This is a genomic window from Oceanobacter sp. 1_MG-2023, assembly GCF_030689025.1.
Lineage (GTDB): Bacteria > Pseudomonadota > Gammaproteobacteria > Pseudomonadales > Oceanobacteraceae > Oceanobacter.
The window spans coordinates 1-24,869 of record NZ_JAUYWA010000001.1; the positions used below are offsets into that span (position 1 = coordinate 1).

Sequence of the window (24,869 nt, forward strand, 5' to 3'; positions counted from 1 at the left end):
AGATGTGTATAAGCCACACGTCTCGGATACAGGAACAGACACTGGCACGGATACTGGCACGGATACTGGCACGGATACTGGCACGGATACTGGCACGGATACTGGCACGGATACTGGCACGGATACAGGAACGGATACTGGAACGGATACTGGAACGGACACTGGAACAGATACCGGAACAGATACCGGAACAGATACCGGAACAGATACCGGCACTGGTCTGGCCGCCTGCAGTTTCACCATTGAAAGCGAATGGAACAGCGGTTACACCGGCCGTATCGACCTGACCAATACCAGCAACAGCACCATCAACGGCTGGGAAGTCAGCTGGACATTCACGGATGGCAGCACCATGACCAACGGCTGGAATGCCAACTACAGCGGCAGTGGCCCGATCACTGCAACGCCTCTTTCCTGGAACAGCAGCATTGCTCCAGGAGAAACGGTTTCCTTTGGATTCCAGGGTGACAAAGCAGGCAGTTCAACCCCCAGTGCCGTCATTACTGGCGCTATCTGCCAATAATCCGGCCCGACCTGGTGAATAAAAAGCCCTCGGAGAGGTAACTCTTCGAGGGCTTTTTTTATTCAGTTTGCCCAGTGTCCAACCTGCATCTGGAATCTGACGCCGGGTTTTTCATCAACCATGCCGAATCAGTCGTAATCCAGCGGATAAATTGATTCGGCGTAAAGCTGCAAATCCTGCATCCACTGTTGCTTGCGGGGATCTTCAATCACCTGTTCCGCAGCCCGTTTTAATTCCTGGGCAAATTGCTCGAAGTTCAGCGCCTGATAGGCTGGGTTGGTATGAAACAGCCGTTCACGACGTACTGTTTCCCAGCGTTGCCGATCATCCCCTTCCAGCGTATCCGGAAAGTTTCTGGCGCGATAACGGAATAACATCTCATCACCGCGGCGATCTTTGAAGCGCTTCTGGAAGCCGGATAAATCCCACGGCGAGGCGTCATGCAGCTGGTTCATCAGATTACGATCCGCTGGCGAGAAAAAGCCATCGTACAGCTGTGCATCCACATCGCTGGCGGCCGCAAACGAACGACTGTCAAACACCTGCTGCAGCTTGCTGGTAAGGTCGACACCCTGCTTGATCATACCCAGATGCTTACGCAAGGTATCACCACTCAGGTTCCAGCGTTCAGCCTGATCAGGCGTAAGGGTTTTGGCCGGAGCAACCACCGGAGACTTGTTCAGATGTATCTCTTTTAATGGCAACCGTTCGACCCCCTCTGGCAAATCTGCCGCTTTACTGAACACTCGCTGCTGTATCTCTTCAGCGGTCAATTCAAACAAAGGAGTTGGGTCTTGATGCAGATCAAAAACAATCACACTGTTTTTGTTTTTAGGATGCATACACAAGGGCACTACAACCGCCATACAGCCCTGTTCAACCGGAAACATGCCCGAAATATGTACCAGAGGCTTGTGTTGCACCACATCAATCAGATCTGCAACCGCTTGTTTACGACGCAAGCCAAAAAGATAACGGTATAATTTTGGTTGTTTATCTCGAATCAATCGTGCCAGTGCAATGGTTGCCCGCACATCCGATACCGCATCGTGGGCCTTGCCGTGATCGAGGCCATTGGCGGCTGTCAGGTGCTCCAGTTTGAAACTGATCCGGCCATCTTCGTGTTGTGGCCATTCGATTCCTTCCGGACGCAAGGCATAGGCACAGCGAACAACATCCAGCAAATCCCAACGGGAATTCCCCCCTTGCCACTCACGGGCGTAGGGATCAAAAAAGTTGCGATATAACGTGTAACGAGTGAACTCGTCATCAAATCGAATGCTGTTATAACCCGCACTGCAAGTACCCGGTACCGAAAAAACCCTGTTGATCTGATCAATAAACTCAACTTCTGGCAGACCTTTCTGCTGGCAGTCCTGGGGGGTAATACCAGTGATCAGCACCGCTTGCGGGTGCGGTAAATAGTCATCGCTCTGTTTGCAAAAAATCTCGACCGGAGGCTCAATCTCGTTCAGGTCTTCGTCGGTACGAATCGCAGCAAACTGCGCCGGACGATCCCACGCCGGACTGGCACCAAAGGTTTCGTAGTCATACCAGACAATGCTACTCACATGATTCTCCTGCTCTTGCCACCCCAGATCCGGGTCATACTGGCTGGCCAAATAAACGCCGATGATAACATGCTTACCCTGACGCAATGCACCCGGCTCTGGTTGCGATAGCGGCACCACTTCTCCCGGCTTCTGTGTAACAATCACGTCCACACCACGAGTCACAATACAGTGCAGGACAATCCTCCGGTGCGATTAAGTCGTGCCAGACTTCCTTAAAATGCCGCGCACTGTACAATGGCCACGCTTTTTTCCTTTGTGACAGGTTGGACGGATCAGCTCGATGTCTTTATTCAAGAAGTTTCTGAAACCAAAATGGCAACATTCCAACCCGGATGTTCGACGCCAGGCGTTGGCCGAAATGGCTGCCGAGCAACTCATCAGCTTTATCGACACAGAGCCTGACGAGGCATTGCGCAAGGCCGCGGTGGTACGCATTCGTGACGAGGCCCTGCTGGAAAGCCTGCTGGGGCACAACCTGCCGGATGTTCGGGATACCACCCGGGAACACTGGCTGAACCTGCTGCTGCCATCATCGGCAGACCTCAACAGCATCACCCACAGCGCCACACTGGTACGTATTGCCGGGCTGACCAAAGACCAGCAATTACGTCTCGATGCCATTGCCCGGATCTCTGACCAGAACGAACGCCTGGTAATTGCTCGCGAACACCCGGTCGCCAAAGTACGTCTGGCCGCTGCCGAAGGCATCGATCAACACGCCCTGTTACAGCAACTGCTGGAATTTGCCCAAACGAAAGATAAAGCCGTCTATCGCCTGTGCAAGGAACGCCTGGCCGCTGCCAAAGCCAACCAGGAAGCCATTGCCGCCCGCAAGCAGCAAATCACCTATTTGCTGGAACAGGCCGCTTACCTGAACCGGGTAGGTTATGGCCCCGACTTTAACGGTCGCTTGCAAGTCATACAGCGCCAGCAGCAAGAACTTAACGACAGCCTGACCGATGAGCAGCGACACACGCTCGAGTCCGCATTGCTTGACGCGAGCCGGATTCTGGAACAACACGCCGCAGAGGAACAGCGTCAGGCCGAAGAGCAGCAGCGTCAGGCCGAAGCCCAGGCAGCCCAGCAACAACTGGTCTCAGAGCTGAACGACGCCCTGGCAGCCGCTCCTTCAAGTACCGATCCGGAAGCGCTGAAACAGCAACTGCAAGCCATTGATGAACGCTGGCGCGCCACACAGACCGATCACAAGGCCGACGCCGACGCCTTGCGTTCATTCGAGAACACCATGCAACAGGCGTTAGCCCTGCAAGCCACTCTGGAGCAGGTCAGCGCCAAACAGCAAGAGTTGTCCCAGTGGCTGGAAAAAGACTTGCCTGCCGACATGCGCGGCCTGCAACAGGTGATCCAGAGCGGTAAAAAATGGCAAGCCCAATTGAAGTGGCCATCACAGCTGGAAGCACCCGAATGGCTGGCGGCTCTCTCAGGCAAACGCCAGATCGCTGAAATCCGTCTGACGGAACTGGAAAACCAGCAAACCGCGCGTATGGATACCCTGCAGCGCCAGCTCGACAAACTGGAACAACACATCGACAACGGCCACCTGAAAGACGCTGGCAAACTCTACGGCCAGGTGCATCAGAGCCTGCGCCAGGTAGATGGCAAAGCCGCCTATAACTTTCAGAACCGCATCAAGAGCCTGGCTGCCAGACTCAACGAAATGCGCGACTGGCAAGGGTTTGTCACAACCCCCAAAAAAGAAGCTCTGTGTGAGTCGATGGAAGCCCTGATCGATGCCGATATCAGCCCTGATGTCCTCGCCGACAAGATCCAGGTGCTGCAGGACGAGTGGAAAACACTCAACTCTTCCCAGCCCGACAAAGCCTTGTGGGATCGTTTTCAGGCAGCTGGCGACAAAGCCTTTGAACCTTGCCGCGCCTGGTTTGCCGACGTCGCTCGTCAACGGGAAGTCAACGTTGAACGACGCAACCAGCTGATCGAGGAACTGCGCCATTACGAAGCCAATCTCGACTGGGATCAGGCCGACTGGAAAGTCGTGCAAAAAACCCTCGAGACCGCTCGGGAAGTGTTCCGCGGCTACTCGCCGGTGGATCGAGCTGCACACAAGCACACCCAAGAACATTTCCGCGCCGCTTGCGACGCCATTTACAGCCACCTCAAGGCAGAATACGACCGCAACCTGGCAGCCAAGGCCGCCCTGGTTGAAGCCGCTGCTGACCTGGCCGAAGAAGAAGATCTGACCGACGTGGTAGAGCGCGTCAAGGAACTGCAACAGCAGTGGAAAGAAATTGGCATCACACCACGCGCACCAGACCAGAAGTACTGGCGTCAATTCCGCAGCCAGTGTGATGCCGTATTTGCCCGTCTGGACGAGCAACGTAACGAGCGCAAGGCAGAGCTGAACAACAGGGTCATTGAAGCAGAAGAGCTGGTCAATCAGGCTGCCGCCTTGCCAGCCAGCACCCTGTCGGCTGCTGACGTGCTTGAGCAATTCCAGCAGTACGAGCAACAGTTTGCGGCGATCGAACTGCCACGCTCTGCCCACCAGCGCCTGCGCAAACAGCTGGCTGACATCGCGGCGCAACTGGACGACCGTCAGGTGGCGCAATCACAGGCCGAAGAACGTCAACGCTGGCAAGGTTTGCTGGATCGCTTGCAAGCACTGGCAGATCACAATGAAAGCCTCTGGCACGATGCCGATCAACTGCCGGATGGCTACCCGCTCGCCGCGTTTGAGCAACGTTGGCAGCAGGATCAGGATACCCCGGTTGCGATCGATACCGACGTCGCCCGTGACCTGTGTATTCGTATGGAAGTTATCAGCGGACAGGAGTCTCCGGCAGCGGATCAAGGCCGCCGGATGCAACTGCAGGTGCAGCGGCTGGCGCAAGCCATGGGCCAAAGTATCGGCCACAGTGACGAACGCCTCGCCCTGGTGCTGGAATGGCTTGCAACACCCGCTGGCACGGCTCAGCAACAGCGCTTTATCCAGGCACTGAAAGCCAGTATTGGCTAGTTGGCTGGCTCCCGGCAACCTTCACCGTACTTCAGAGTCAGTGGCTTGAGCGCCACTCGCGCTGGTGTACGATGAGGCGTTGGCCTTGATAGTTATCCCCTCTCCCTCGGCTGCCCTGCCACGATTGCCACCAACCGCTTTGTCCCCTTACTTTGTTCAGCACCATCCGCTACTGTTCAGGCTGTTCTGCTGGAAACATAATCACAGCACCACTCCAATACACCACCCGGAGAGTACTGCATGGCCGCTTCCCCAATACGCCGCAGCACAACGACTCTAATCCCTGGCCAATCCGGCATTTTTCCCGGTCTGCTGGCAGCAACCCTGCGACTGCTACTGATCAGCGGTTGCGCCAACTCAGCACTCGCTGCAGACCCACTCCCGGCCCCACAATCCTTCACCCCCTCGCCATTGGCGGTTATCCATTCCCAGCAAGGAAGTTTTATCCCCGAGGTAATAATCTCAGGCCTGAACCACCCTTGGGCAATGGATTTTATCGATGCCGATACGCTCCTGATCAGTGAACGTTCGGGCCAGCTACGTATCGCCCGCCATACGATTCAGGATGGCCGGCCACAGTATTTGCTCAGCCCGGCCATTGCCGGTGTCCCGGAAGTATCGACCGGGGGACAGGGCGGATTACTCGATGTTGCCTGGCACGATGGCCAGGTCTATTTCAGCTACGCCGAGCCAGGCAACCTGATGACCAACTCGACCGCGGTGATGCGCGCCACCCTGGTTGATGATGGCCATCATCGTTATCACCTGACGCAGCAGACAGTGCTGTTCCGGCAAGCACCCAAGTATGTATCCCGCTCCCACTTCGGTTCACGGCTGACCTTCGATCCACAGGGTTATTTGTATATTACATTGGGGGAACGCTATTTCCCCCGGGATGAAGCGCAGAACCTGGACAACCACCTCGGTAAAATCATTCGCCTGAATGCCGACGGTACAACACCAGCAGACAACCCTTTTGTTGATCAAGCCGGTGTCAGGGCCGAGATCTGGAGTTATGGCCATCGTAATCCGCAAGGTGCGGCGATTAACCCCAACAGCGGCGAATTATGGATACATGAACACGGCCCCAAAGGCGGCGACGAACTCAACCTGATCATGCCAGGCCGTAATTATGGCTGGCCTGTTATTACTTACGGCAAGGAATACGTTGGCGGCAGTATTGGTGAAGGTACCCATAAGGAAGGGATGGAACAGCCGCTGTACTACTGGATGCCTTCAATCGCACCTTCCGGCATGGCATTTTATAGCGGTGAGGTTTTTCCTGACTGGCAGGGAGATGTCTTTATTGGCTCGCTGAAATTTCGTCAACTGGTCCGGCTGGAGCTGGACGGCAAACAGGTAATCGCAGAAGAGCGTCTGGATATTCCTGGCCTTGACCAACGTATTCGCGACGTCACACAAGGGCCGGATGGTTGGTTGTATCTGATCACTGACGACGATAACGGCAAACTGATCCGCTTGCGGCCGATATCAGAATCATAACCCCCTGAAAACAGCAAAGCGGCAAGGCATCCTGATGCACTTGCCGCTTTATTCGTCCGTCATTGAGTCATAGACGGACTATGTCGTCATGCCATTAGTGCTGGAAGTCTGACATCAAGGCCGGGATACCAGGCAGCATACCTACCATTGCCATCACACTGGTCAGCAGTACAAACATGATCAACGGGATGATCCAGCGGCTCATATGGCTTAATTCCGAGCTACGTTCCTTACAACCGATCAAGCCCAGGTTATCGAGCAGCATGGTCAAAGACCAGCCAAAGGCAGGATTCACCAGTGATGAAGCAAAAACCACGATCGCAGCGGACTGGGTGGTTTTACCTTCACGGGTCATTTCCATACCGGCTTCCAGCAGTGGAATAAAGACACCCACAATCAAGGCCACACACAGCACAGGCTGCCAGATCGCCAGGTCCATCGGATAACCCCAGATTCCAGCAATGATACAGAACAGGGCCGTTAAAATGGCGCCAGCAGGAATCGGACGCTTGGCAATCGCCGCAGGCACAATATAAGTACCCCACGAAGAAGCAAAGTTGGCACCACCCAGCAGAGAGCCGAAGGTTTGTCGGGCAGATGCGCTCATCATGGTGTCATCAATGTTCATCTGCACTTTTTCAGTACGTTGCGGGTAGCTGATTTTCTGGAAGACCTGATGCCCCAGGAAGTCAGGAGACCACATGGCAACCGCCAGAATGGCAAACGGCAAGACCACAATAAAGCTTTCCACGGTTGGCAAACCCAGCATCCAGCCAGTACTTTCACCCCACCAGTACATCGGGTCCATATGTGGCAGACCAGGCGCGGTATGGAATTCAAACGGTGCGCCCAGAGCAAATGCTGCACCACCACCCAGGAAGCAGCTCAGCGGTACCGCCAACCAGCGTTTCTGGAAGTGTTCCAACAAGGCATACAGCAAAATAGTCGCCAGAATCACAATAAAGGCGATATGCGTCATATCAATGGCTTCCGCCCAGGCAAACAGTTTTTTCACCTGCGAGATAGTGCCGATAAAACCCAGATACAACAGCAGGCCACCACACACGCCCTTACTGGTCAGCCGTGCCATCAGGCTCCCCCCTTTACTGATGGCGAGGATCAGACCAAAGGCACCAATCAATAGCCCGAAAGCCATCGGGTGCCCCCCTGCTGCCACAACAATAGGGATTAACGGAATCAAGGGGCCATGGGTACCGGCCAGGTTGGCGGTCGGTAAAATAAAGCCGGAGAACAATAAAATAAAAACAGAAACAATAAGAAGCTCGTAACGAACATTCTCTAGAATAAACGATTCACCCAACCCTAACGGGCCAGCAAACGTGGCGGCAATCGCGGCAACCATAACCACTTTACCAATGGTCGCGGCCATGGCCGGAATCGTATCTTCAAATTCGAAACGATAATCCCGGAAAGGCAAGTTTGGACGCCAGCGTTTGGGCTGCATGATTTGCAACTCATGCTCAAGGTACTCTTCTCGGCTATTAAACTCAGAGCTGGGTTTGTGCAGCTCTTGATAGCTACCAGAAACGGCTTGAGTATCTGTTTTCTGCCCTGCACCTGGTGGACTATTATCTTTATCTTTCGGTGTCGCGGTCATGATTTCTCCAGCAACATAGTTGCTACGCAAAATAAAATACGGTTGGTTAAAGCAAGTGGATGGTGCCGCGTAGAATAGACCAGGAATCTGGAAATTGCGATTAGGCAAATGTAGTGCTTTTATAATTATGGACTTCGCTGTAGACAGGGCTATTGATGCCAATATTCAGCTGCTCCCAGCCCCAAAATGACGCTGTTTCAGCGCTCACAGACCGCCGAATTCCCCTGCCACAAAGACATATCCCTTGAGACAAAAACCTTGAAACCACCCAAAAGAGCCAGTTTTGGCTCAAAATGAAGCCTTTAGCACGCATCAAGACGCCAAACTATTGATTCAAGTCAACTTATTACTCTCTACTGCCTGGATTGCCATATTAGCCCCAATCATCAACCTGCCTGACCGCTGGCAGGGTATAAAAACACCCCTCAAAACAGGGATAGTTCCATATGAGCCAACACTTATAGTCTCCAGACTCATCAATCAAGCCTCAAATCAGGGGCCTCAGAGCCGTTGCAAGCGTGTTGTTGGCTACGCTTTTTGTCACACCTGTCAGTTAGTATTAGCTGGATAAGCAAGAGGGAAAATGATTATCAGCGCCAATTGCGTGGCTAATTGGCGCTATCGTCACAAGAGAGGCGTATGCAGGTATTTTGAGGTTGGCGGCACCGACGCCAGCGGCTTGATTAATTCGCGTGGATTCCGGGGCCAGCCCGGAACGGCGCACCGGCACAGGCACCGGCAATGTACGTCCAGTACGTCCAATCGCTCAATATAACCAGAAGCTGATCAGGCGGTATCAGAGACCTTGCGAATAATAAAACGGTACACCCCGTCAAGGTCTTCTTGCAGCAACATCTCCTGCTCCAGAAACCCGCAAAAACGGGTGAAATCCCGCTGCGTCGAGGGGTCGGTTGCCAATATTTCGATACAGTCCCCCTGGGCAGCATCGTTCATCAGGTTATGCAACATCATCACCGGCTCCGGGCAAAACAGGCCGCGGGTGTCCAGTTGATGCTGAATCGGTAAATGGGGGGTAGTGTCTGACGAACTCAAAGGTCTCTCCTGGCAATCAAATCAGTAAATCATGTGATGGGGTCAGCGCTTTTTCTTGGCGCGCTTTTTACGTAGATAGTCCTTGACCGGTGTTTTACGAGTCGGTAACGCCTGTTCAAAGCGCTCCCGAATCGCTTCAACCCTGGCTTCCTTGTCGCGGTGATCACGTTGATGGCGGTGCTTTTCACTGGCAGCAGCAAAATCAACCACAGTCTCACTTGCCATAACGGCTTACCTCCTGACCGGTATATACTTGAATGCTAGCTATAGACTCGTAATTATACCAATGAATCCTTGCCGTCCTGCCTTTCCTGTTGATACCCAGCTCGCCAATATCTCTGCACAACTGGCCGACCACCCCGCCCTGCTACTGACTGCCGAACCCGGTGCGGGTAAAACCACTCGTGTGCCGCTGGCGCTAATGGATGCGCCCTGGCTGGCCGGGCAACAGATCATCATGCTCGAACCGCGGCGACTGGCAGCCCGTAACGCCGCCGTCTTTATGGCCCGTCAACTGGGCGAGGCTGTCGGTGAGCGGATCGGTTACCGGGTACGGCTCGACAACAAGGAATCTGCTCGTACCCGTATTGTGATTGTAACAGAGGGCATTCTCACCCGAATGCTGCAGGATGACCCCGAGCTGACCGGCGTTGGTCTGGTTATTTTTGATGAATTCCACGAACGTCACCTGAACAGTGACCTGGCATTGGCACTGGCGCATCAATGCCAGCAGCTGTTACGCCCGGATCTCAAGTTGCTGGTAATGTCAGCCACGCTGGATACCGATGCCTTGTCCCGACAACTGCAGGCTCCCCTGCTTCATTGCCCGGGCCAGGGGTTTCCTGTCACGCTGGCCTACCGGCCAGCTGCGTCAGCCAACGAATACCTCAGTCATCACGCCAGCCGGGTTATTCATGAAGCCTTACAGCACAGCCATGGCCATCTATTGGTGTTTTTGCCCGGTGTGGCGGATATCCGGCGGCTGCATGATGAGCTGAAGCGACATGACCTGCCAGATAACCACCTTCATATCCTGCCACTTCATGGCCAGCTCAGCGAACAGGAACAAAAGCGGGCTCTGGCGGATGTGCCAGAGGGTCAACGTAAAATATTATTGGCGACCAATATCGCCGAGAGCTCTCTGACCCTGAATGGCGTCACCGGCGTGATCGACAGCGGTCTTGAACGGCGCATGGTATTCAGTCCGGCCAATGGTCTCAGTGAGCTCACCACACGCGATATCAGCCAGGCTTCAGCCACCCAGCGAATGGGCCGTGCTGGGCGACAGCAAGCCGGTTACTGCTACCGGCTGTGGCCAGAAAGTACCCACTCACGGCGGCCACGCCATATTGAAGCCGAGCTATTAACCGCCGATCTGGCACCACTGCTGCTGGAGCTGTTGTTATGGGGAGCCGACGCTGACGACTTGCTCTGGCTTGACCCTCCGCCGCTTGCCGCGCTGAATCAGGCTCGGGCGCTGTTGTGTCGCCTGGGGTACCTGGCCAGTATCGATAGCCAGAGACTGACGGAACACGGCCACCAGTGTGCCCGTCTCGGTATCGAACCGCGCTGGGCATCGGCACTGATAACGGCCCACCAACAAGGACAAGCTCGCGACGCGGCCGAGTTAATCGCCCTGCTGCAAGAATGGCCGCACAAACAACGCCGCAGTGATGATGTTGAACGGCTATGGCATGCCAGCCGCTCAACTTCCTTGTGGCAGCAACGCGTGGCCCCGCTGGCCCAGCGCTGGCTCCGGGGCTTGTCTGGCCAGACTACCGCCACCACAACTACTGCCGCCACAGCAAGCGCCAGTCATCAGGCCAGTCTGGCACGCTGGGCATTACTGGCATTCCCGGAGCGCCTCGCCCGCTGTCGTAATCAATCGACCGGCCACTCCAGCAAAGCCAACAACAAGGCATTACGCTATCTGATGGCCAACGGCACGGGTGCCGAACTATCGCCAGACTCGGACCTGGCCGGTTGCCCCTGGCTGGTGATTCTTGATCTGTCCGGTGCCGGCAGCCACCGGATACGCCTCGCCATTGCCATTGATGAGGCCGAATTGGCAGACCTGCTGAGCGACCATCCTCACTGGCTGTCGCACCACACCGTGGTGCAATGGCAATCCCAGGGCCGTTTGCTGGCAGAAGAGCAACACAAGATCGGTGAACTGATCTGGCGGCGGCGCACCCTGGAGACACTGGGCCCTGAGCAATGGCGTCAGGCCTGGCGGGATTATTTTTGTCCATCGGTCAATTCCGACAGCCGGGTACAGCAGCGGTTGGCCAATCTCAACTGGACAGACGACGCGGTGCAATTACGTCAGCGCTTGCAGTTGTTACACCAGTACCATGGCGGCCATTCCTCCAGCCACTCCCAGAAACAGGGTTCCGCTGCGGGAGATTGGCCGGATGTGTCCGACCAGGGTTTACTGGCGCGCCTGGATGACTGGTTGTTACCGTTTCTGGATAACTGCCGCCATGAACGGCAGCTACAGCAGCTGAATTTGGTGACCTTGCTGACCAGCCTGCTCGACTGGCCGCAACAGCAGCAGCTGGAACAGCTGGCTCCGACACACTGGCGGGTGGCCAGCGGCTCCCGTATTCGTATTGATTACACCGAGACACCGCCGGTATTGGCAGTCAAGTTACAGGAAATGTTTGGTTATCCGCAGCAACCCGCGGTGTTAAACGGCCAAATGGCGTTAAAGATCCATTTGTTGTCACCGGGCCGGAAACCATTACAAGTGACCCAGGACTTACCCCACTTCTGGCGTCATGGCTATGCCGAGGTACGTAAGGAAATGCGTGGCCGCTACCCCAAGCACCCCTGGCCGGAAGATCCACTCAGCGCCGAGGCAACAGCCCTGACCAAAGCAGCCCTGGCCCGGCGCCAGAGCCAATCTTCCTGAACACTGTCCGTCAATGTGTTGCCAGTAACGACTCTACCTTGCTGATCATGCCAGCCGCCGCTGGCGCGCCCAGCACCGCGGCCCGGTTGGCATCGGCCATGGCTGACTGGTATTCCTGCTTGCCAACATAAGCGTTGGCCCGGGCCAGCAGGGCATCCTGCGTCTCCCCGAACCGGTCGATATAATCATCCCAGAGTTCGATCATATCTTGCCAGCGCTGGCGGCGGGCCAGTAAGTTATCCATCAGCACAAACCATTCGGGGCGGGCACTGTCTGCTGCCAGAGCCACACTGGCGTCACTTTCCGAGTTGGCCATCTTGCCCATCTCCATCCAGGTGACGGCTCGTTGATAGCTGGCCACCGCATCGGCCGGATCAAGCATCAATGCCTTGCCAAGAAAGTCCAGCGACTCCTCCAGCTGTCCCCGCGTGCGGGCACGAATCCCCAACCCGGTCAGGCTGGTCAGCAACTGCGTGCGGTACCTGTGTATCCCCGGCGATTCCGGATCAATTTCGGTGGCATAAGCCAGCTCCGCGGCGGCATTGCGGTATTGCCGCAAGCTGCCATAAATTTGTGCTCGCCCCAAATAACTGTCGGCATCCGCAGACTCCAGGCGTAATGCCTGGGCAAAGTCGTCCAGAGCAGCAGAATAACGTTTCATGGCCATACGGGCTTCCGCCCGATGGCGATAAAAACTGGCGACGTGTCCGTATTTCAGGGCACGAGTAAAACCGGCTTCGGCAGCAGCATACTGCTGACGTCCAAGCTGGGCTTCCGCCAGCAGTGCCTCCACATAACCGGGTAATACCGACAGTGCCGGATTACTGCTCTGATGCACGATCACACGGTTGGCATAGGCCCGCATTCTGGCCTTGGAACCACCCCAACGCGGAGTCATGAACCCCAATTCGGTACTGGCAACCAACAGGGATGCCGGTATTTCCTCTGCTGCCCGCTGCAAGTAAAGCTGATGCTGCTCGTCATCTCCCAGCGCTACCGCTGCACCAATCAACAGGCTATAGGCCAGACCCGAACGCGGGTTCACCCGCAAGGCAGCATCGATATCCGTCAACGACGCATAAAAATACTTCCGGATAGCCTCGGCCTGTTCATCGGAGCGATGTGTCCGGTTTTGCTCGTAGCTGTCCCAGCCCAATCCGGTCAGGTAAGTAGCACGGGCGAGATAAGGAAATTCCAGATTCGGGTAGGTACGTACCCAGTCGTTAAAATAGTGTTCCAGCCCCGGCTTGCCCATATCAAACACCTGGTAGATTGCCCGGACTTGGGATTCCGTGCTGATATCCTCCGCCAGAATCTGATGGTATTTTTCCAGCCGGGTATTCAGAATCCCGAACTGACGCGCCCGCAGCAGCTTGCGTAAATGCTGGTAGTCACGACTGGAAATACCTTCAAGTGCAGAGACCCCTATGGACGTAGCCTGGGAAGATGGCCGGGAAAGCGATTGCTCAGCCGGGTTATGGATATTACGCCCGGACGGTGCACGATCGGAGAAGTGGCGACGGCCATCGCTGTCGACCCATTGATAGACTTCGGCCACAGCCTGTGACCCTATCAGGCACGACAACAACAGCGCAATCCAGACAAGGTTCATGATGGCTCCCGTATTATTCAGGCTACCGATAGTAATAGAATTTCTGTCAGAAAGGTGTTGGCTTTTTCACATTGGGAAGGATAAGACAGCATTGTCGTATCCGTGCGGGCAGTACGCACCGTGACGATGAACCCCAAGGCAGCGGGCATTGTTATCACCAGTGATAAAAATGCCCGCCCGCCGGGTTAGCCGGCAATACGACTGCCCTCTGGCCACAAACGCACTACAGACGTTGCAACAACTCGGATTTTTTATTGGAAAATTCCTGTTCCGACAGAATTCCCATATCTCTCAGGCTGGCCAGTTTTTCCAGTGCCGCAAACACATCATCCCGGTTACCAGTGTTGGTATTCTGGTTATTGTGCTGTGCTGGCGGTTGAGTATTTTGTACTGGCTGGGGTGCTGGCTGTGCCGGCTCTGGCGCTTGACTGATAAACGGGTTATGACCCGACACAATCGGCAAGCTGGTCAGATACACGGTACCGAACTGGCTGCTGAAGGTCAGTGAATTACCACCACCCTGCTGCTGGCTGACACCACCGATCTGGTGCTGTTGGGTATCGTAAACACTCACCTGACCATTGGAGTCGAGTGCCAGGCGCTGACAATGGGGGAAAATCGCATAACGGATATTGTTTTGTGAACCGGATGACGACGGGTTACCCAGTTCAGACGGCCACCAGTTTCCAGACTGGAAACCACCTTGGCCCGCTGCCGGCTGTTCAAAGATCATCTGGCCATTACCCAGAATCGAGGCAATTTCACTACACAGATTATTGACGGTGTTTTTCAGGCCATTGTTGAACATATCGCCCACCATGGTCATGCCACCACTCATCCACTGGCCGCCACCGCCCAATTCCGGGCAGTTGAATTGAGCCATGGTGCCGTTACCATTGATAACAGCCTGAATCATGCAAATGACCGCGTCACTGGACAGTCCATAGCGGCTGGACAGGTCGTTTACAACACCCTGACCATAGCCTGTTAATTTACTCATAATATCCTCCTGCTGCATGACGTACATTGGTCGCCACAATACAGCATCTATGGCGAGAATGTCCGATATTTACAGAAATTCTGAACATTTTTTAACCAGAACTCAAACATATCGAATAAATGCCCCAGCGGAGTTTCTTGACAGGAAAATTCCGCTGAAGCAGGAGTGGCCAGCAACGATTACATCCGCATCACATCCGCTAGGACGCAACCGCCGCTTTGGCGCTGCTGACCCGGTCGAGCAAATAGAACAGCGAGTGATAAGGAATCTCGCCATGCCGGGCCAGACCAATTTCACAGGTACGACTGGTAGACACCCCTTCTTTGCAGTCTTTCACCTGCCTCTTGAGCGGAGCCAGCGCCGAGGCATTCAGTTCCGGCATCATAAAGCCCTTGTCGCCGGCAAAACCACAGCAGGTAATATCTTCCGGTACCACGACTTGGGTTGAGCAATGTCTGGCCAGAGCGATCAGCTCGTTACCCAGGCCTTGCTTGGTGGTTGAACAGGTCACGTGTACTGCCACGGCGTCGTCTACCGGTTCAATGTCCAGCTGCGGCACCAGGTACTGATTGGCAAAGTTTACCGGGTCCAGTAACTGGATACGTTCATCAAGCTGCTGACTCATACGAAAGACACAAGGGCTGGTATCGATCAGAACCGGTATACGGCCGTTGTCGCTGATGGTCAATAAGGCCTGATTCAGCTGATCACGCATGGCATCGGCCTGCTCGAACATGCCTTTGCTTTCCAGCGGCATGCCACAACAGAATGATTGCTGGTCTGGCAACTGGGTCAGGGTCACGCCTGCCTTTGCTGCCAGCGCCAACGTGACTTGCTGCAAGCTGCGCTGGTCCTGATCCTGCTTCGCCGGGCCCATATTCCGGCTGGCGCAACTGGGGAAATACACCAGGTCGGCATCTGCCACTGCCGGTGCAATGGGTTTGGCACTGTGGCTGGCTTGTGGCATGGCATCGTGCCATAGCGGCAAGGCTTTCATGCTCACAGCAGAGGCCACCTTGCTGACGCTCGCCAGTGCCTTGTCGCCGATCACACCACGGGTAATATCCACCAGTTTGAGGCCAGTACGGGTGGTATTGGCGATGGTGTCAAAATGCCCGGCCACCCAGTTGGCCCGACCTTGATAACGCTGATTCCGTTCACTGCGCAAATAGCGACTCAGGTCACCGGTATTGATATCTACCGGGCAGGCCAGACTGCACAGGCCATCGGCGGCACAGGTATCTATACCTTGATACTGGTACTCTGCCTGCACTTCGCGGAAACGGGGATCGCTGCTGATATCATGCCCCGCACGATCCAGACGGCTCAGCTCGCGCATCACCACAATACGCTGCCGTGGGGTCAAGGTCAGGTTTTTGGATGGGCACACCGGCTCACAGAAACCGCATTCGATGCATTTGTCGATCAGGTCATGGGCTTCCGGGATCGGTTTCAGGTCTTCAATATGGGCACGCAGGTTGCGGGTCAGGATTACCCCTGGATTCAAGCGCATGTCCGGGTCCAGGGCATGTTTGATTTGCCACATCAGGTCATACGCTTGTGCCCCCCACTCCAGCTCCACAAACGGGGCCATATTCCGCCCGGTGCCGTGCTCGGCTTTGAGCGAGCCATCGTAACGCCCGACCACCAGCACGCACACTTCATCCATAAAGTCCGCATAACGCTGGATTTCTGCCGGATCGGTAAAGTTCTGGGTAAAAACAAAGTGCAGGTTACCCGCCAGGGCGTGACCAAAAATAATGGCTTCATCGTAGTGGTATTTCTTGAACAGGCTCTGCAGTTCCAGTACCGCCGGAGCCAGGGATTCAACCGGAAAGGCGACATCCTCAATAATCACTGTGGTGCCTTTTTCACGCATGGCACCCACCGCCGGGAACATGCCTTTACGGATATTCCAGTACAGCTGACACGTGGCCGGGTCGGTGGTAAAGGCTTTACCGTGCAGGGTATCGAAGTCGGACAACGCGGCCAGCACATCGGCCAGCTTATGCTCCAGCTCATGTTCGGTGGTGGCACGTACTTCGACCAGCAGTGCGGCAACGTCATCACTCAGGGAAGCCATATAGTCCGGCATGCCGGGTTTATCCTGTACGGAGCGTAACCCGGCCCGGTCAATCAATTCGACGGCAGCCACTGGGCTGGTAGCCAACGCCGTCACCGCATGGCTGGTTTTTTCGATGTCGGCAAACATCAGCAAGGCGGAGGCTTTGTGCGCGTGTTCTTCCACGGTGCGATAAACCACTTCCGAAACAAAACCAAGCGTCCCTTCCGACCCCACCATCAGATGCATCAGGATATCGATGGGATCGTGGTAATCAACCAGGGCATTCAGGCTGTAGCCGGTGGTGTTCTTGATCGAAAATTTCTTTTGAATACGGGCTTTTAACTCAGCGTTACTGCTCACCTGTTGATGCAGCGATACCAGTGCTTCGATCAGCTCGGGCTTGTTGGCCATAAAAGCCGTGCGAGACTCCGGGTCCGCGGTATCCAGCACCGTGCCATCAGCCAGGACCAGGCGCATGGATTCAATGGTTTGATAGGTATTCTGCGCCGTGCCACAACACATACCGGATGCGTTGTTGGCCACAATACCGCCGATTTTACAGGCATTGATGGAGGCAGGATCAGGGCCAATCTTACGCTGGAACGGGGCCAACTTACGGTTGGCATGGGCACCGATCACTCCGGGCTGTACCCGCAACTTGCCCCCTTCTTCCAGTACTTCCATGCCGTTCCAGGTGGGGGCCAGGCGTACCAGAATACCGTCAGTAACGGCCTGACCAGACAAACTGGTACCCGCCGCCCGGAAGGTCACATGCACCTTGTGTTTCCCGGCCAGCAACAACAGGTCGATGACTTCCTGCTCGGTTTCGACCATTACCACGGCCTGCGGTATCAGGCGATAAAAACTGGCGTCAGTACCCAGTGCCAACGTACGTAACGGATCGGTGACGATCCGTTCAGCATTGATAATGTGAGCCAGATCGCTCAGAAACAGACTGTATTCGGGTTTCATAAAGTGTCCTTCGAGCTGGCGCACGGGCACCAGCCACATCAAATTCAAGAGGAAAAACCGCTCAGGCGCCGGTACTGTCATCCAGCAGCAAGACCACCAGTTGTTTTGGGCCATGAGCGCCATAGGCCAGTGTTTGCTGGATATCCGCCGTTTTACTTGGCCCTGATATCAGCAACCAATTGGTCGGCAGTTTCCCTTGCCAGCGAGGCTGTTCGATCAATGCAGAAAAATTGGCCACCAGAGTACTCTGCCGTACCAGTACAAGACTTAATGGTGGCACCAGCGAGACGGTCCGTGGTTCTTCCGGGCCAGTCGCCAGCACCAGTGAACCGGTTTCTGCCAGGGCGGCGCTGGCGCGACTGAATCCGGCATCCAGCTGTTCAAACAGCTGCTGGCGCATGCCGCTGTCGGCAGGAGCAGCAACCGCGTCGTCAAACAATTGCACAGACAGCGTTGCAACACGGCTTGTCAACTCGTCTGCCAGTTCACGATTGGCCGGGCTGCTGCCCAGACACAAGGATGTCACCTGCTGCTGTTGCAGTACCTCGGCCAGCTGTTGCTGCCAGTCGTCTTCGCTACAGGGCACCACATCGGCGTGATTACTTTCCAGCAGTTCAATAAAACGGCTGCGCCATACTGCTTTGTCCAGCCGTGGCATGGGTGGTAAATCGGTGCGACTGGCAGCGCTTGCCTGATTGGCCTGACCCTGACGCAGGCGGGCAAGAATGGTATTTCTGGAAGACATCAGTGCTGCTCCTCTGAAGTAACTACCGATGGAATGTCGGCCGCTCGGGCCAACTCGTGCAAACTCCGGGCGGCCGGTTTGGGCATCGACCGGGTATTGGTCCAGGGAGCCAGCTTACCGGGCATCAGGCCACGGCCACGGGTCATCACCCGGGTGCTGCTGCGGTATAAAAACGGCACCTTGTGTACCAGACTCCAGCCTTGCCAGATCAGGCTTTCGCCCAGTGAACGCTGGCTGCCGGTCCCATTAACATGGGGTTGACCATTTTGCTGGGTGGCCACCGGAGCAACCGCTTCAGCACGCAAGTTACGAATCAGGTCCGGCAATGGAATACGCACCGGACAGGCTTCACCACAGGCACCGTTCAGCGAGCAGGCATTGATCATATCGCCATTGGCGGCCAGTCCTCCGGCAGAGCCCAGCTGTGGCGTGACCACCTGACCAATCGGCCCCGGGTATGTCGAGCCATAGGCATGGCCACCGACGCGGGCATACACCGGACAATGGTTCATACAGGCACCACAACGAATACACTGTAACGTTGGTTGCAAATTCGGGTGGTTAAACATTTTCGAACGGCCGTTATCCACCAGTACCAGATGCACCTGTTCCGGGCCATCCAGCTCACCCTTTTGACGAGGGCCGGAAATCATATTGACGTAGGTGGTAATCAGCTGGCCAGTGGCGGAACGGGGTAACAGTGTCAGCAGTTCGGGGACATCACTCAGCCCCTGCACCACTTTTTCGATACCGGTCACGGCAATATGTAACGGCGGTGCGGTGGTACACATACGGCCGTTGCCTTCGTTTTCAACCAGCAGCAGGGTGCCGGTTTCTGCGATGGCCATATTGACGCCGGAAATCCCGGCATCAGCCCGCTGGAATTTCTGCCGCAGAATGGCCCTGGCATTACCGATCAGGTCATCCACGTCTTCACTGTATGGCACTGCCTCGCCATCGGGTGTGGTGGCTCGGGTGTGCATCAAGCGGGCAATTTGCTGTTTGTTTTTGTGAATCACTGGCATCACGATATGGGACGGTGCTTCATGGGCCAGCTGCACCAGATACTCGCCCATATCACTTTCCAGACATTCAATACCGCGGGCTTCGAGGTAATGGTTCAGTTCAATTTCTTCACTGACCATCGATTTGCCTTTTACCACGGTACGCGCCTGATTGGCGTCCAGGATGCCGTGAATAATACGGTTGGCTTCGTCCGCAGTCTCGGCCCAGTGCACCTGGATACCATTGGCCACCAGGTTGGTTTCCAGCTGCTCCAGCAAGTCGGGCAAGTTGGCCAGACTGCGTTGACGTGCAGCTTCACCACGGTCTCGCAGTGCTTCCAGTTCCTCATCGTCCGGGAAGACGCTTTTGCGTTTTCCCATCAGAAAATCGCTGGCGCCCCGGAAACTGGCCCGCAAGGTATCGTTTTCCAGCGACATTTTTGCCCGCGCCTTGAAGTGCCGGGACTGCATATCGGCAAAGTCGTGATCTTCCTGATCAACGATCGTTGTCAGTTCAATAAACGATGGGGTTGAAGTGGGTGTACTCATGACGCGTCTCCACTGGTTGCAGCGGCGTAACCGGTCAGGGCTTCTTTTACCAGCGTCGCCAGATGTTGTGTGGGTATTGAGCGGGCTTTCCCCTGCTCTGCCAGTCGGTCCAGTGTGCCGCCGATATTCATCATGCAACCACAGTCGGCACTGGTAATCACATCCGCGCCGGTAGCGTCCATGGCCAGCGCTTTGTCTTCCGCCATGGCGGCCGAAATATCGGCCTGCTTAACGGCAAAGGTACCACCAAAACCACAGCATTCCGTCACCCGCTCTGGCTCCACCACGGTCACTCCGGGCAGGCAGGTTGCCAGCGCCATATGTTGTGCCGCAACCCCCATTCCGCGGCGCGAAGAACAGGAGGTATGCAAGGCCACTGTCCGGGTCGGCTGGTCGGCTGAAGGCGGTTGGGCGATGCTCAGGATCTCGTTATCCAGCCCCAGGACATTGATCATAAATTCACTGAACTCATACGTTCGGGCAGCCAGCGCCCTGGCCTGGGCTTCTTCAGGGTGTCCGGCAAACAGGTCTGGATATTCCAGGTGCACCATACCCGCACAGGACCCCATCATCACCACCACCGGGATATCGGCCTCAAACGCCGCCAGTTGTTGACGAGCCACGGCACGGGCTTCGTCTTCGTAACCCGAATTCCAGGCGGGCTGGCCGCAGCAGGTTTGGCCTTGAGGAAAAACGACCTCAACGCCCAGTTGGCGCAGCACCGTAATGGCATCCATTCCGGCGTGCGGAAAAAAGCTGTCAACGAGGCAGGTACCCATCAAATAAACCTGCGTCGGCTTGGCCGGGCAGGTTCTCTGTATGGGTGAAGAAGTAATGGTCATAACGACTCCACGGTAGCGGTTTGTACAAAGGTATTTGTACAGGTGTCTTGCAGTTTTTATTGTTCTTGGTTAAATTGGCCTTACCAATTACCCAAATGTTATTGCGTAAGTTACCGCATATCACTTGGGCTGGTCAATGTATGAGCTGGCCAAGGAGTGCCCGGAATGCGCCTCATCCATCGATTGGCCCGAATTCCAACAGGAGTCCTGATGACCCCGAGCCGCATCAAAAGTCAGAAAATTTCCGATATGATTGCTGCCGAACTCGAAGGCATGATTATTGAAGGCAGTCTGGAGCCAGGGAAAAAGATGCCGACAGAGCGGGAGCTGGCTGCCCGTTTTGAGGTTTCCCGCCCTTCTGTGCGAGAAGCTCTCAACAAACTGGATACCAAGGGGCTGGTTACTCGTCGCCAGGGTGGCGGTACCTATGTGGCCGACAGTATCGGCCGGTCGCTGTCCGATCCCTTGCTGGAGCTGTTCCAGAGCCACCCGGAATTCAATTACGACCTGCTCGAATATCGTCACGCCCTGGAAGAAGTCGCCGCCCATTACGCCGCGCTGCGGGCCACGGAGTCGGATCACGCGATTATCAACCGCCGCTATCAGGAATGGCTCGATGGTCATAATGCCCGCCTGGGAGCCAAAGCCGAAGCGGAGCTCGACTGGCGTTTTCATTTATCCATTGCCGAAGCATCACATAATGCGGTGCTACTACATTCGATGCGGGCATTACTCAGCCTGTTCAAACAAACCATTGCTGCCAACCTGACCTACTTGTATACCGAGGAAGGCCGCCGCGATGCCATTCGTTTGCAGCACGAGGCCCTGAAAGATGCGGTGATCAACCGCAATGAAGATTGCGCCCGTCAGGCGGTCAATAGCCACCTGGTATTTGTGGAAGAGGCGTTGCAGCAAAGCAGTCGTTTTGAAAGCCATGCCCAACGCTCGCTGCGGCGTTTTTCCATGATTCGTTAACCGCAATACAGCCCGGCTCGGATAGTCAGACAGGTTTCACCAACGCCAGTATCCGCGCCACCAGCTCTGGCAGCTTGAATGGCTTGCTCAAGTAAGCGTCCATCCCGGCATCCAGACTGATACGTTCATCCTGTGCCGAGGCATTGGCCGACAAGCCAATCACGGGTGTCCGGACCTGGTATTTCTCACGCAATAACCGGGTCGCTTCCAAGCCCCCCAACACTGGCATTTGAATATCCATTAGCACCACATCGATAGCATCTGAACCATCCAGCAGCATATCAATGGCTTCCTGCCCATCGCTGGCACACGTCATCGACGCACCGCGGCGACGTAACATTTCGCAGGCCAGCTTGCGATTGACCACGTTGTCATCAACCACCAGAACGTGAATCCCGTGCAGCAGCAAATGCTCCGGTACCGCCGGGCCTTCATCTTCCTCGTGACGGACCTGGGCATTGGACAACCCCGGTGTAGCCGACGCTGATGACTCTGCGGGTTCACTCGGCAAGGCCAGTGTCAGCGACACCCCAAACTCACTGCCTTTCCCCTCATCACTACTCACCAGCAATTCACCGTGCATGGCTTCAACCAGCGCCCGGGTAATACTCAGGCCCAAACCGGTGCCACCATAATGGCGCGTGTCGGAGCCATCCACTTGCTGGAACTGCTCAAAAATAAGGGCCAGCTTATCCGCCGGGATACCGCGTCCGGTATCCGTCACCAAAAGCCGGAGGCGCACTTCGTCGGCGCTACAGCGGATCAATTGCACTGCCAGTGTTATCGTCCCGGTAGCGGTAAATTTTGCGGCGTTACTGGCAAAATTCATCAATACCTGGGTCAGCCTCAGTTCATCCCCACAAACTTGCTCCGGCACGCCTTCATCGATACTCAACAACACTCTGACCGGCTTCTCGCTCACCAGCGCTTTCAGACTCCCCAGCACGGAATCCATCATCGGCCGCAACAGAAAGGGGTTCGATTCTATTTCGACACCCACGGCCTGGATTCTGGAAAAATCGAGAATATCATTAACCAACGCCAATAAATGCCGCGATGAGGTCAGCGTCTGGTTAGCGTAACGATGCACATCGGAATCGTTGGTACACGCATCGATCAGTGTGGTGAAACCAAGAATGGCATTTAACGGGGTGCGTAGCTCATGGCTCATATTGGCCAGAAATTCAGACTTGGCCTGGTTGGCGACTTCGGCTTCCGACAAGGCCACTTCACCCTGAGCACACGCTTCTTGTAATTCCGCAGTGGCGACCGCCACTTCACGCTTGAGCTCCTCGGGCTTGTGCATCAAATCCCAGAGCAGCCAACTTAAAAAGGGTGCAACAAGGAAAAACACCAGCCACAAGATGATTCGTTGCATCGGCAAGTGGTGGTAGCCCTCGGCCCGGCTGGCACCGATTTGCCAGGAACCGCCTGGCAATAACACCGTCGCCAGTACCGGATCACGCTCAAAAACATCAGGGTCGCCAAAAAAGACATCGCCGTCAGCTCCCAATCCATCCTTGCCGCGCACGGCAAAATCCAGCCAGTATTCCTGCTTCGATAAACCGGCATCCAGCAGCAGCTGATCAATATCAAGCAGAATCGTCGAGAAGCCCCAGAAAGAATCGTCGCTACCGTCGGATAAAAAAATCGGCATACGGGCAATAATTGCCTTTCTTCCGGTTAACAAGGGAGATGGACCGGCAATAATATAACGACGCTCATTGATGCCCTGTTTGATCAGCGGGCTACGGATCGGATCTTTCATCAGGTCGTAACCCAGCGCCTTGCCGTGGTCGTTTTTATTGGTCATGTAAGTAATGACACCTTTGGGTGCCAACTGCAAACTCATCACACTGTCAGCCGCCCGTTGGCTGTTGAGCGCAAAAGTCTCAAACTCGCGTTCGGTAAAATTCGGCCGCACATGCACAAAAGCCATTAGCCCGTAAGCCAGTTGTAAATGCTGGTTAACCACCGCAGATAATCGGCTGCTTACCTCGCTGACACGAGTCTTGGCTATAATGGTCTCGGATGCCTGCTGCTCTGCAATAAGCAACCGGTCCATATACAGAAAGACCAGACCCAAGCTGACTAGTAGCGATACAGGGAGAAGATACTTGCGCATGGCGCTCCGGGAAATAACAAAATCAGTCTATCCTACCCGTTAAGACTAGCGCACTAAACACAATTTGCAGCCATTCCCAACAACAAGGCAATCACGGCACTATTGTGAGCTATTAAGAGATCCCAACGCGCCAGGGGTTTTACTCTGTATTCTCTTGACTGTCGGGTTTATTACGCAACGGCAAATGATAATAGACGGGATGTTTGGAACAGGAAGCCCTCCACCACTTTTGAACAGGGTATGAAAGATAACAGGCTGGTGTTTATTGGCCAAACAAGGGGATGCACGGTGACGATACAGCCTGGCATCAGAAAGAATTGGCATCTGGCGTCATTGGCATTGATTGTGATCTGAGACAGCATCTGCAGAATATAGACACCAGGTTTCCTGGTTCGACAAAGGCGGGGTAAAGGCGGGTTATAGTTATAGCAGTGATCTGGCAACAGCTCCTCAGAACACTGCTTTAAAAGCACTTATCCACTACGATCAGCTTTTCCGCAGCAGTGAAAAGCCGGCTTTGATTTCCTCTAATGTCAGGAAGCCATCGCTATCTTTATCCATCTCATCAAAATTCTTGGTCAGGCGAGGAGCCTCTTCGGCCTCCGCTTTGGAAATAACGCCATCTGAATCAGTATCAAGGGCAGCAAAACGTTTCTGCTGGCGGCTTTGATTGCCATATGTTCCCTCATCAGCAAACGCCACACTACCTGTAGCGCACAACGCCAGCATAATAACCGTCACATCCTTCATCAGAAGCTTTCTCCAATACGCTGTTAATGAGCCTTTATTTTACCAATCCA

Annotated in this window: 17 protein-coding genes; 5 read left to right on the forward strand and 12 right to left on the reverse strand. The window is 55.0% G+C overall.

Translation table 11 applies throughout. From position 1 onward, the window contains the following. Window positions 1–523, forward strand: a 523-nt coding sequence (locus Q8W22_RS00005; RefSeq protein WP_305451279.1) for a cellulose binding domain-containing protein, incomplete at its 5' end; no start/stop codon positions are given. A gap of 128 nt (window positions 524–651) precedes the next feature. On the opposite strand, the gene sbcB is transcribed toward Q8W22_RS00005, so the two are convergent. Next, window positions 652–2,094 (reverse strand): exodeoxyribonuclease I, encoded by a 1,443-nt coding sequence (sbcB, locus tag Q8W22_RS00010; RefSeq protein WP_305451396.1) that lies wholly within the window; start codon window positions 2,092–2,094, stop codon window positions 652–654. A gap of 283 nt (window positions 2,095–2,377) precedes the next feature. Here sbcB and Q8W22_RS00015 point away from each other — a divergent pair, with 283 nt between their 5' ends. Next, window positions 2,378–5,092: a DUF349 domain-containing protein gene (locus tag Q8W22_RS00015; RefSeq protein ID WP_305451280.1), complete on the forward strand. Its 2,715-nt coding sequence runs from the start codon at window positions 2,378–2,380 to the stop codon at window positions 5,090–5,092. A gap of 240 nt (window positions 5,093–5,332) precedes the next feature. After that, window positions 5,333–6,595 carry a PQQ-dependent sugar dehydrogenase gene (locus Q8W22_RS00020; protein ID WP_305451281.1) on the forward strand — a complete coding sequence of 421 codons (1,263 nt, stop codon included), beginning with the start codon at window positions 5,333–5,335 and terminating at the stop codon, window positions 6,593–6,595. Between the two features lie 94 nt (window positions 6,596–6,689). Here Q8W22_RS00020 and Q8W22_RS00025 read toward each other — a convergent pair whose 3' ends face one another. The 3 genes from Q8W22_RS00025 to Q8W22_RS00035 all read right to left on the reverse strand — a co-directional run bounded on the left by Q8W22_RS00025 (window position 6,690) and on the right by Q8W22_RS00035 (window position 9,491). Further along, on the reverse strand, window positions 6,690–8,213 hold the full coding sequence (locus Q8W22_RS00025; RefSeq protein ID WP_303434269.1) for a DUF3360 family protein: 1,524 nt from the start codon (window positions 8,211–8,213) through the stop codon (window positions 6,690–6,692). Window positions 8,214–8,999: 786 nt separating this feature from the next. Continuing rightward, complete coding sequence (gene tusA / locus Q8W22_RS00030) at window positions 9,000–9,266, reverse strand: sulfurtransferase TusA (RefSeq protein WP_305451282.1); 267 nt, start codon at window positions 9,264–9,266, stop codon at window positions 9,000–9,002. 42 nt (window positions 9,267–9,308) lie between these two features. Beyond that, the gene (locus Q8W22_RS00035) at window positions 9,309–9,491 is read right to left on the reverse strand and encodes a tRNA (uracil-5-)-methyltransferase (RefSeq protein ID WP_303434271.1); all 183 of its coding nucleotides are present in this window, start codon (window positions 9,489–9,491) and stop codon (window positions 9,309–9,311) included. Window positions 9,492–9,552: 61 nt separating this feature from the next. Here Q8W22_RS00035 and hrpB point away from each other — a divergent pair, with 61 nt between their 5' ends. Further along, the gene (gene hrpB / locus Q8W22_RS00040; RefSeq protein ID WP_305451283.1) at window positions 9,553–12,180 is read left to right on the forward strand and encodes an ATP-dependent helicase HrpB; all 2,628 of its coding nucleotides are present in this window, start codon (window positions 9,553–9,555) and stop codon (window positions 12,178–12,180) included. A gap of 10 nt (window positions 12,181–12,190) precedes the next feature. Here the strand turns inward: hrpB and Q8W22_RS00045 are convergent, their stop codons facing one another. The 6 genes from Q8W22_RS00045 to Q8W22_RS00070 all read right to left on the reverse strand — a co-directional run bounded on the left by Q8W22_RS00045 (window position 12,191) and on the right by Q8W22_RS00070 (window position 20,906). Next, window positions 12,191–13,792, reverse strand: coding sequence for a DUF4124 domain-containing protein (locus tag Q8W22_RS00045; RefSeq protein WP_305451284.1), 1,602 nt, complete (start codon window positions 13,790–13,792; stop codon window positions 12,191–12,193). Between the two features lie 223 nt (window positions 13,793–14,015). Beyond that, entirely contained in the window at window positions 14,016–14,792 is a 777-nt protein-coding gene (locus Q8W22_RS00050; RefSeq protein WP_303434274.1) for an SHOCT domain-containing protein, read from the reverse strand. Between the two features lie 199 nt (window positions 14,793–14,991). After that, entirely contained in the window at window positions 14,992–17,829 is a 2,838-nt protein-coding gene (locus Q8W22_RS00055; RefSeq protein WP_305451285.1) for an FAD-binding and (Fe-S)-binding domain-containing protein, read from the reverse strand. 61 nt (window positions 17,830–17,890) lie between these two features. Beyond that, complete coding sequence (locus Q8W22_RS00060; protein WP_305451286.1) at window positions 17,891–18,574, reverse strand: lactate utilization protein C; 684 nt, start codon at window positions 18,572–18,574, stop codon at window positions 17,891–17,893. Then, complete coding sequence (locus tag Q8W22_RS00065; RefSeq protein ID WP_305414889.1) at window positions 18,574–20,127, reverse strand: LutB/LldF family L-lactate oxidation iron-sulfur protein; 1,554 nt, start codon at window positions 20,125–20,127, stop codon at window positions 18,574–18,576. Before Q8W22_RS00065 ends, Q8W22_RS00060 begins: the two co-directional genes overlap by 1 nt. After that, the gene (locus Q8W22_RS00070; protein WP_305451287.1) at window positions 20,124–20,906 is read right to left on the reverse strand and encodes a (Fe-S)-binding protein; all 783 of its coding nucleotides are present in this window, start codon (window positions 20,904–20,906) and stop codon (window positions 20,124–20,126) included. Before Q8W22_RS00070 ends, Q8W22_RS00065 begins: the two co-directional genes overlap by 4 nt. A 273-nt stretch (window positions 20,907–21,179) precedes the next feature. Between Q8W22_RS00070 and Q8W22_RS00075 the strand changes: the two genes are divergently transcribed. Continuing rightward, the gene (locus tag Q8W22_RS00075; RefSeq protein ID WP_303434279.1) at window positions 21,180–21,944 is read left to right on the forward strand and encodes a GntR family transcriptional regulator; all 765 of its coding nucleotides are present in this window, start codon (window positions 21,180–21,182) and stop codon (window positions 21,942–21,944) included. Window positions 21,945–21,969: 25 nt separating this feature from the next. On the opposite strand, the gene Q8W22_RS00080 is transcribed toward Q8W22_RS00075, so the two are convergent. Both Q8W22_RS00080 and Q8W22_RS00085 read right to left on the reverse strand, forming a co-directional pair. Next, complete coding sequence (locus Q8W22_RS00080; protein WP_305451288.1) at window positions 21,970–24,069, reverse strand: ATP-binding protein; 2,100 nt, start codon at window positions 24,067–24,069, stop codon at window positions 21,970–21,972. A gap of 486 nt (window positions 24,070–24,555) precedes the next feature. Next, window positions 24,556–24,819: a hypothetical protein gene (locus Q8W22_RS00085; protein ID WP_305451289.1), complete on the reverse strand. Its 264-nt coding sequence runs from the start codon at window positions 24,817–24,819 to the stop codon at window positions 24,556–24,558. Window positions 24,820–24,869 lie beyond the last annotated feature (50 nt).

What these genes read in the sequence shown, in the direction of transcription:
- Q8W22_RS00050 (WP_303434274.1), bottom strand. Translation starts at nt 14,792, where the DNA reads ATGAGTAAATTAACAGGCTATGGTCAGGGTGTTGTAAACGACCTGTCC.
- Q8W22_RS00075 (WP_303434279.1), top strand. Translation starts at nt 21,180, where the DNA reads ATGACCCCGAGCCGCATCAAAAGTCAGAAAATTTCCGATATGATTGCT.
- Q8W22_RS00065 (WP_305414889.1), bottom strand. Translation starts at nt 20,127, where the DNA reads ATGAGTACACCCACTTCAACCCCATCGTTTATTGAACTGACAACGATC.
- Q8W22_RS00070 (WP_305451287.1), bottom strand. Translation starts at nt 20,906, where the DNA reads ATGGGTACCTGCCTCGTTGACAGCTTTTTTCCGCACGCCGGAATGGAT.
- Q8W22_RS00080 (WP_305451288.1), bottom strand. Translation starts at nt 24,069, where the DNA reads ATGCGCAAGTATCTTCTCCCTGTATCGCTACTAGTCAGCTTGGGTCTG.
- Q8W22_RS00055 (WP_305451285.1), bottom strand. Translation starts at nt 17,829, where the DNA reads ATGAAACCCGAATACAGTCTGTTTCTGAGCGATCTGGCTCACATTATC.
- Q8W22_RS00060 (WP_305451286.1), bottom strand. Translation starts at nt 18,574, where the DNA reads ATGTCTTCCAGAAATACCATTCTTGCCCGCCTGCGTCAGGGTCAGGCC.
- Q8W22_RS00035 (WP_303434271.1), bottom strand. Translation starts at nt 9,491, where the DNA reads ATGGCAAGTGAGACTGTGGTTGATTTTGCTGCTGCCAGTGAAAAGCAC.
- Q8W22_RS00045 (WP_305451284.1), bottom strand. Translation starts at nt 13,792, where the DNA reads ATGAACCTTGTCTGGATTGCGCTGTTGTTGTCGTGCCTGATAGGGTCA.
- Q8W22_RS00025 (WP_303434269.1), bottom strand. Translation starts at nt 8,213, where the DNA reads ATGACCGCGACACCGAAAGATAAAGATAATAGTCCACCAGGTGCAGGG.
- hrpB (WP_305451283.1), top strand. Translation starts at nt 9,553, where the DNA reads ATGAATCCTTGCCGTCCTGCCTTTCCTGTTGATACCCAGCTCGCCAAT.
- Q8W22_RS00020 (WP_305451281.1), top strand. Translation starts at nt 5,333, where the DNA reads ATGGCCGCTTCCCCAATACGCCGCAGCACAACGACTCTAATCCCTGGC.
- Q8W22_RS00085 (WP_305451289.1), bottom strand. Translation starts at nt 24,819, where the DNA reads ATGAAGGATGTGACGGTTATTATGCTGGCGTTGTGCGCTACAGGTAGT.
- Q8W22_RS00015 (WP_305451280.1), top strand. Translation starts at nt 2,378, where the DNA reads ATGTCTTTATTCAAGAAGTTTCTGAAACCAAAATGGCAACATTCCAAC.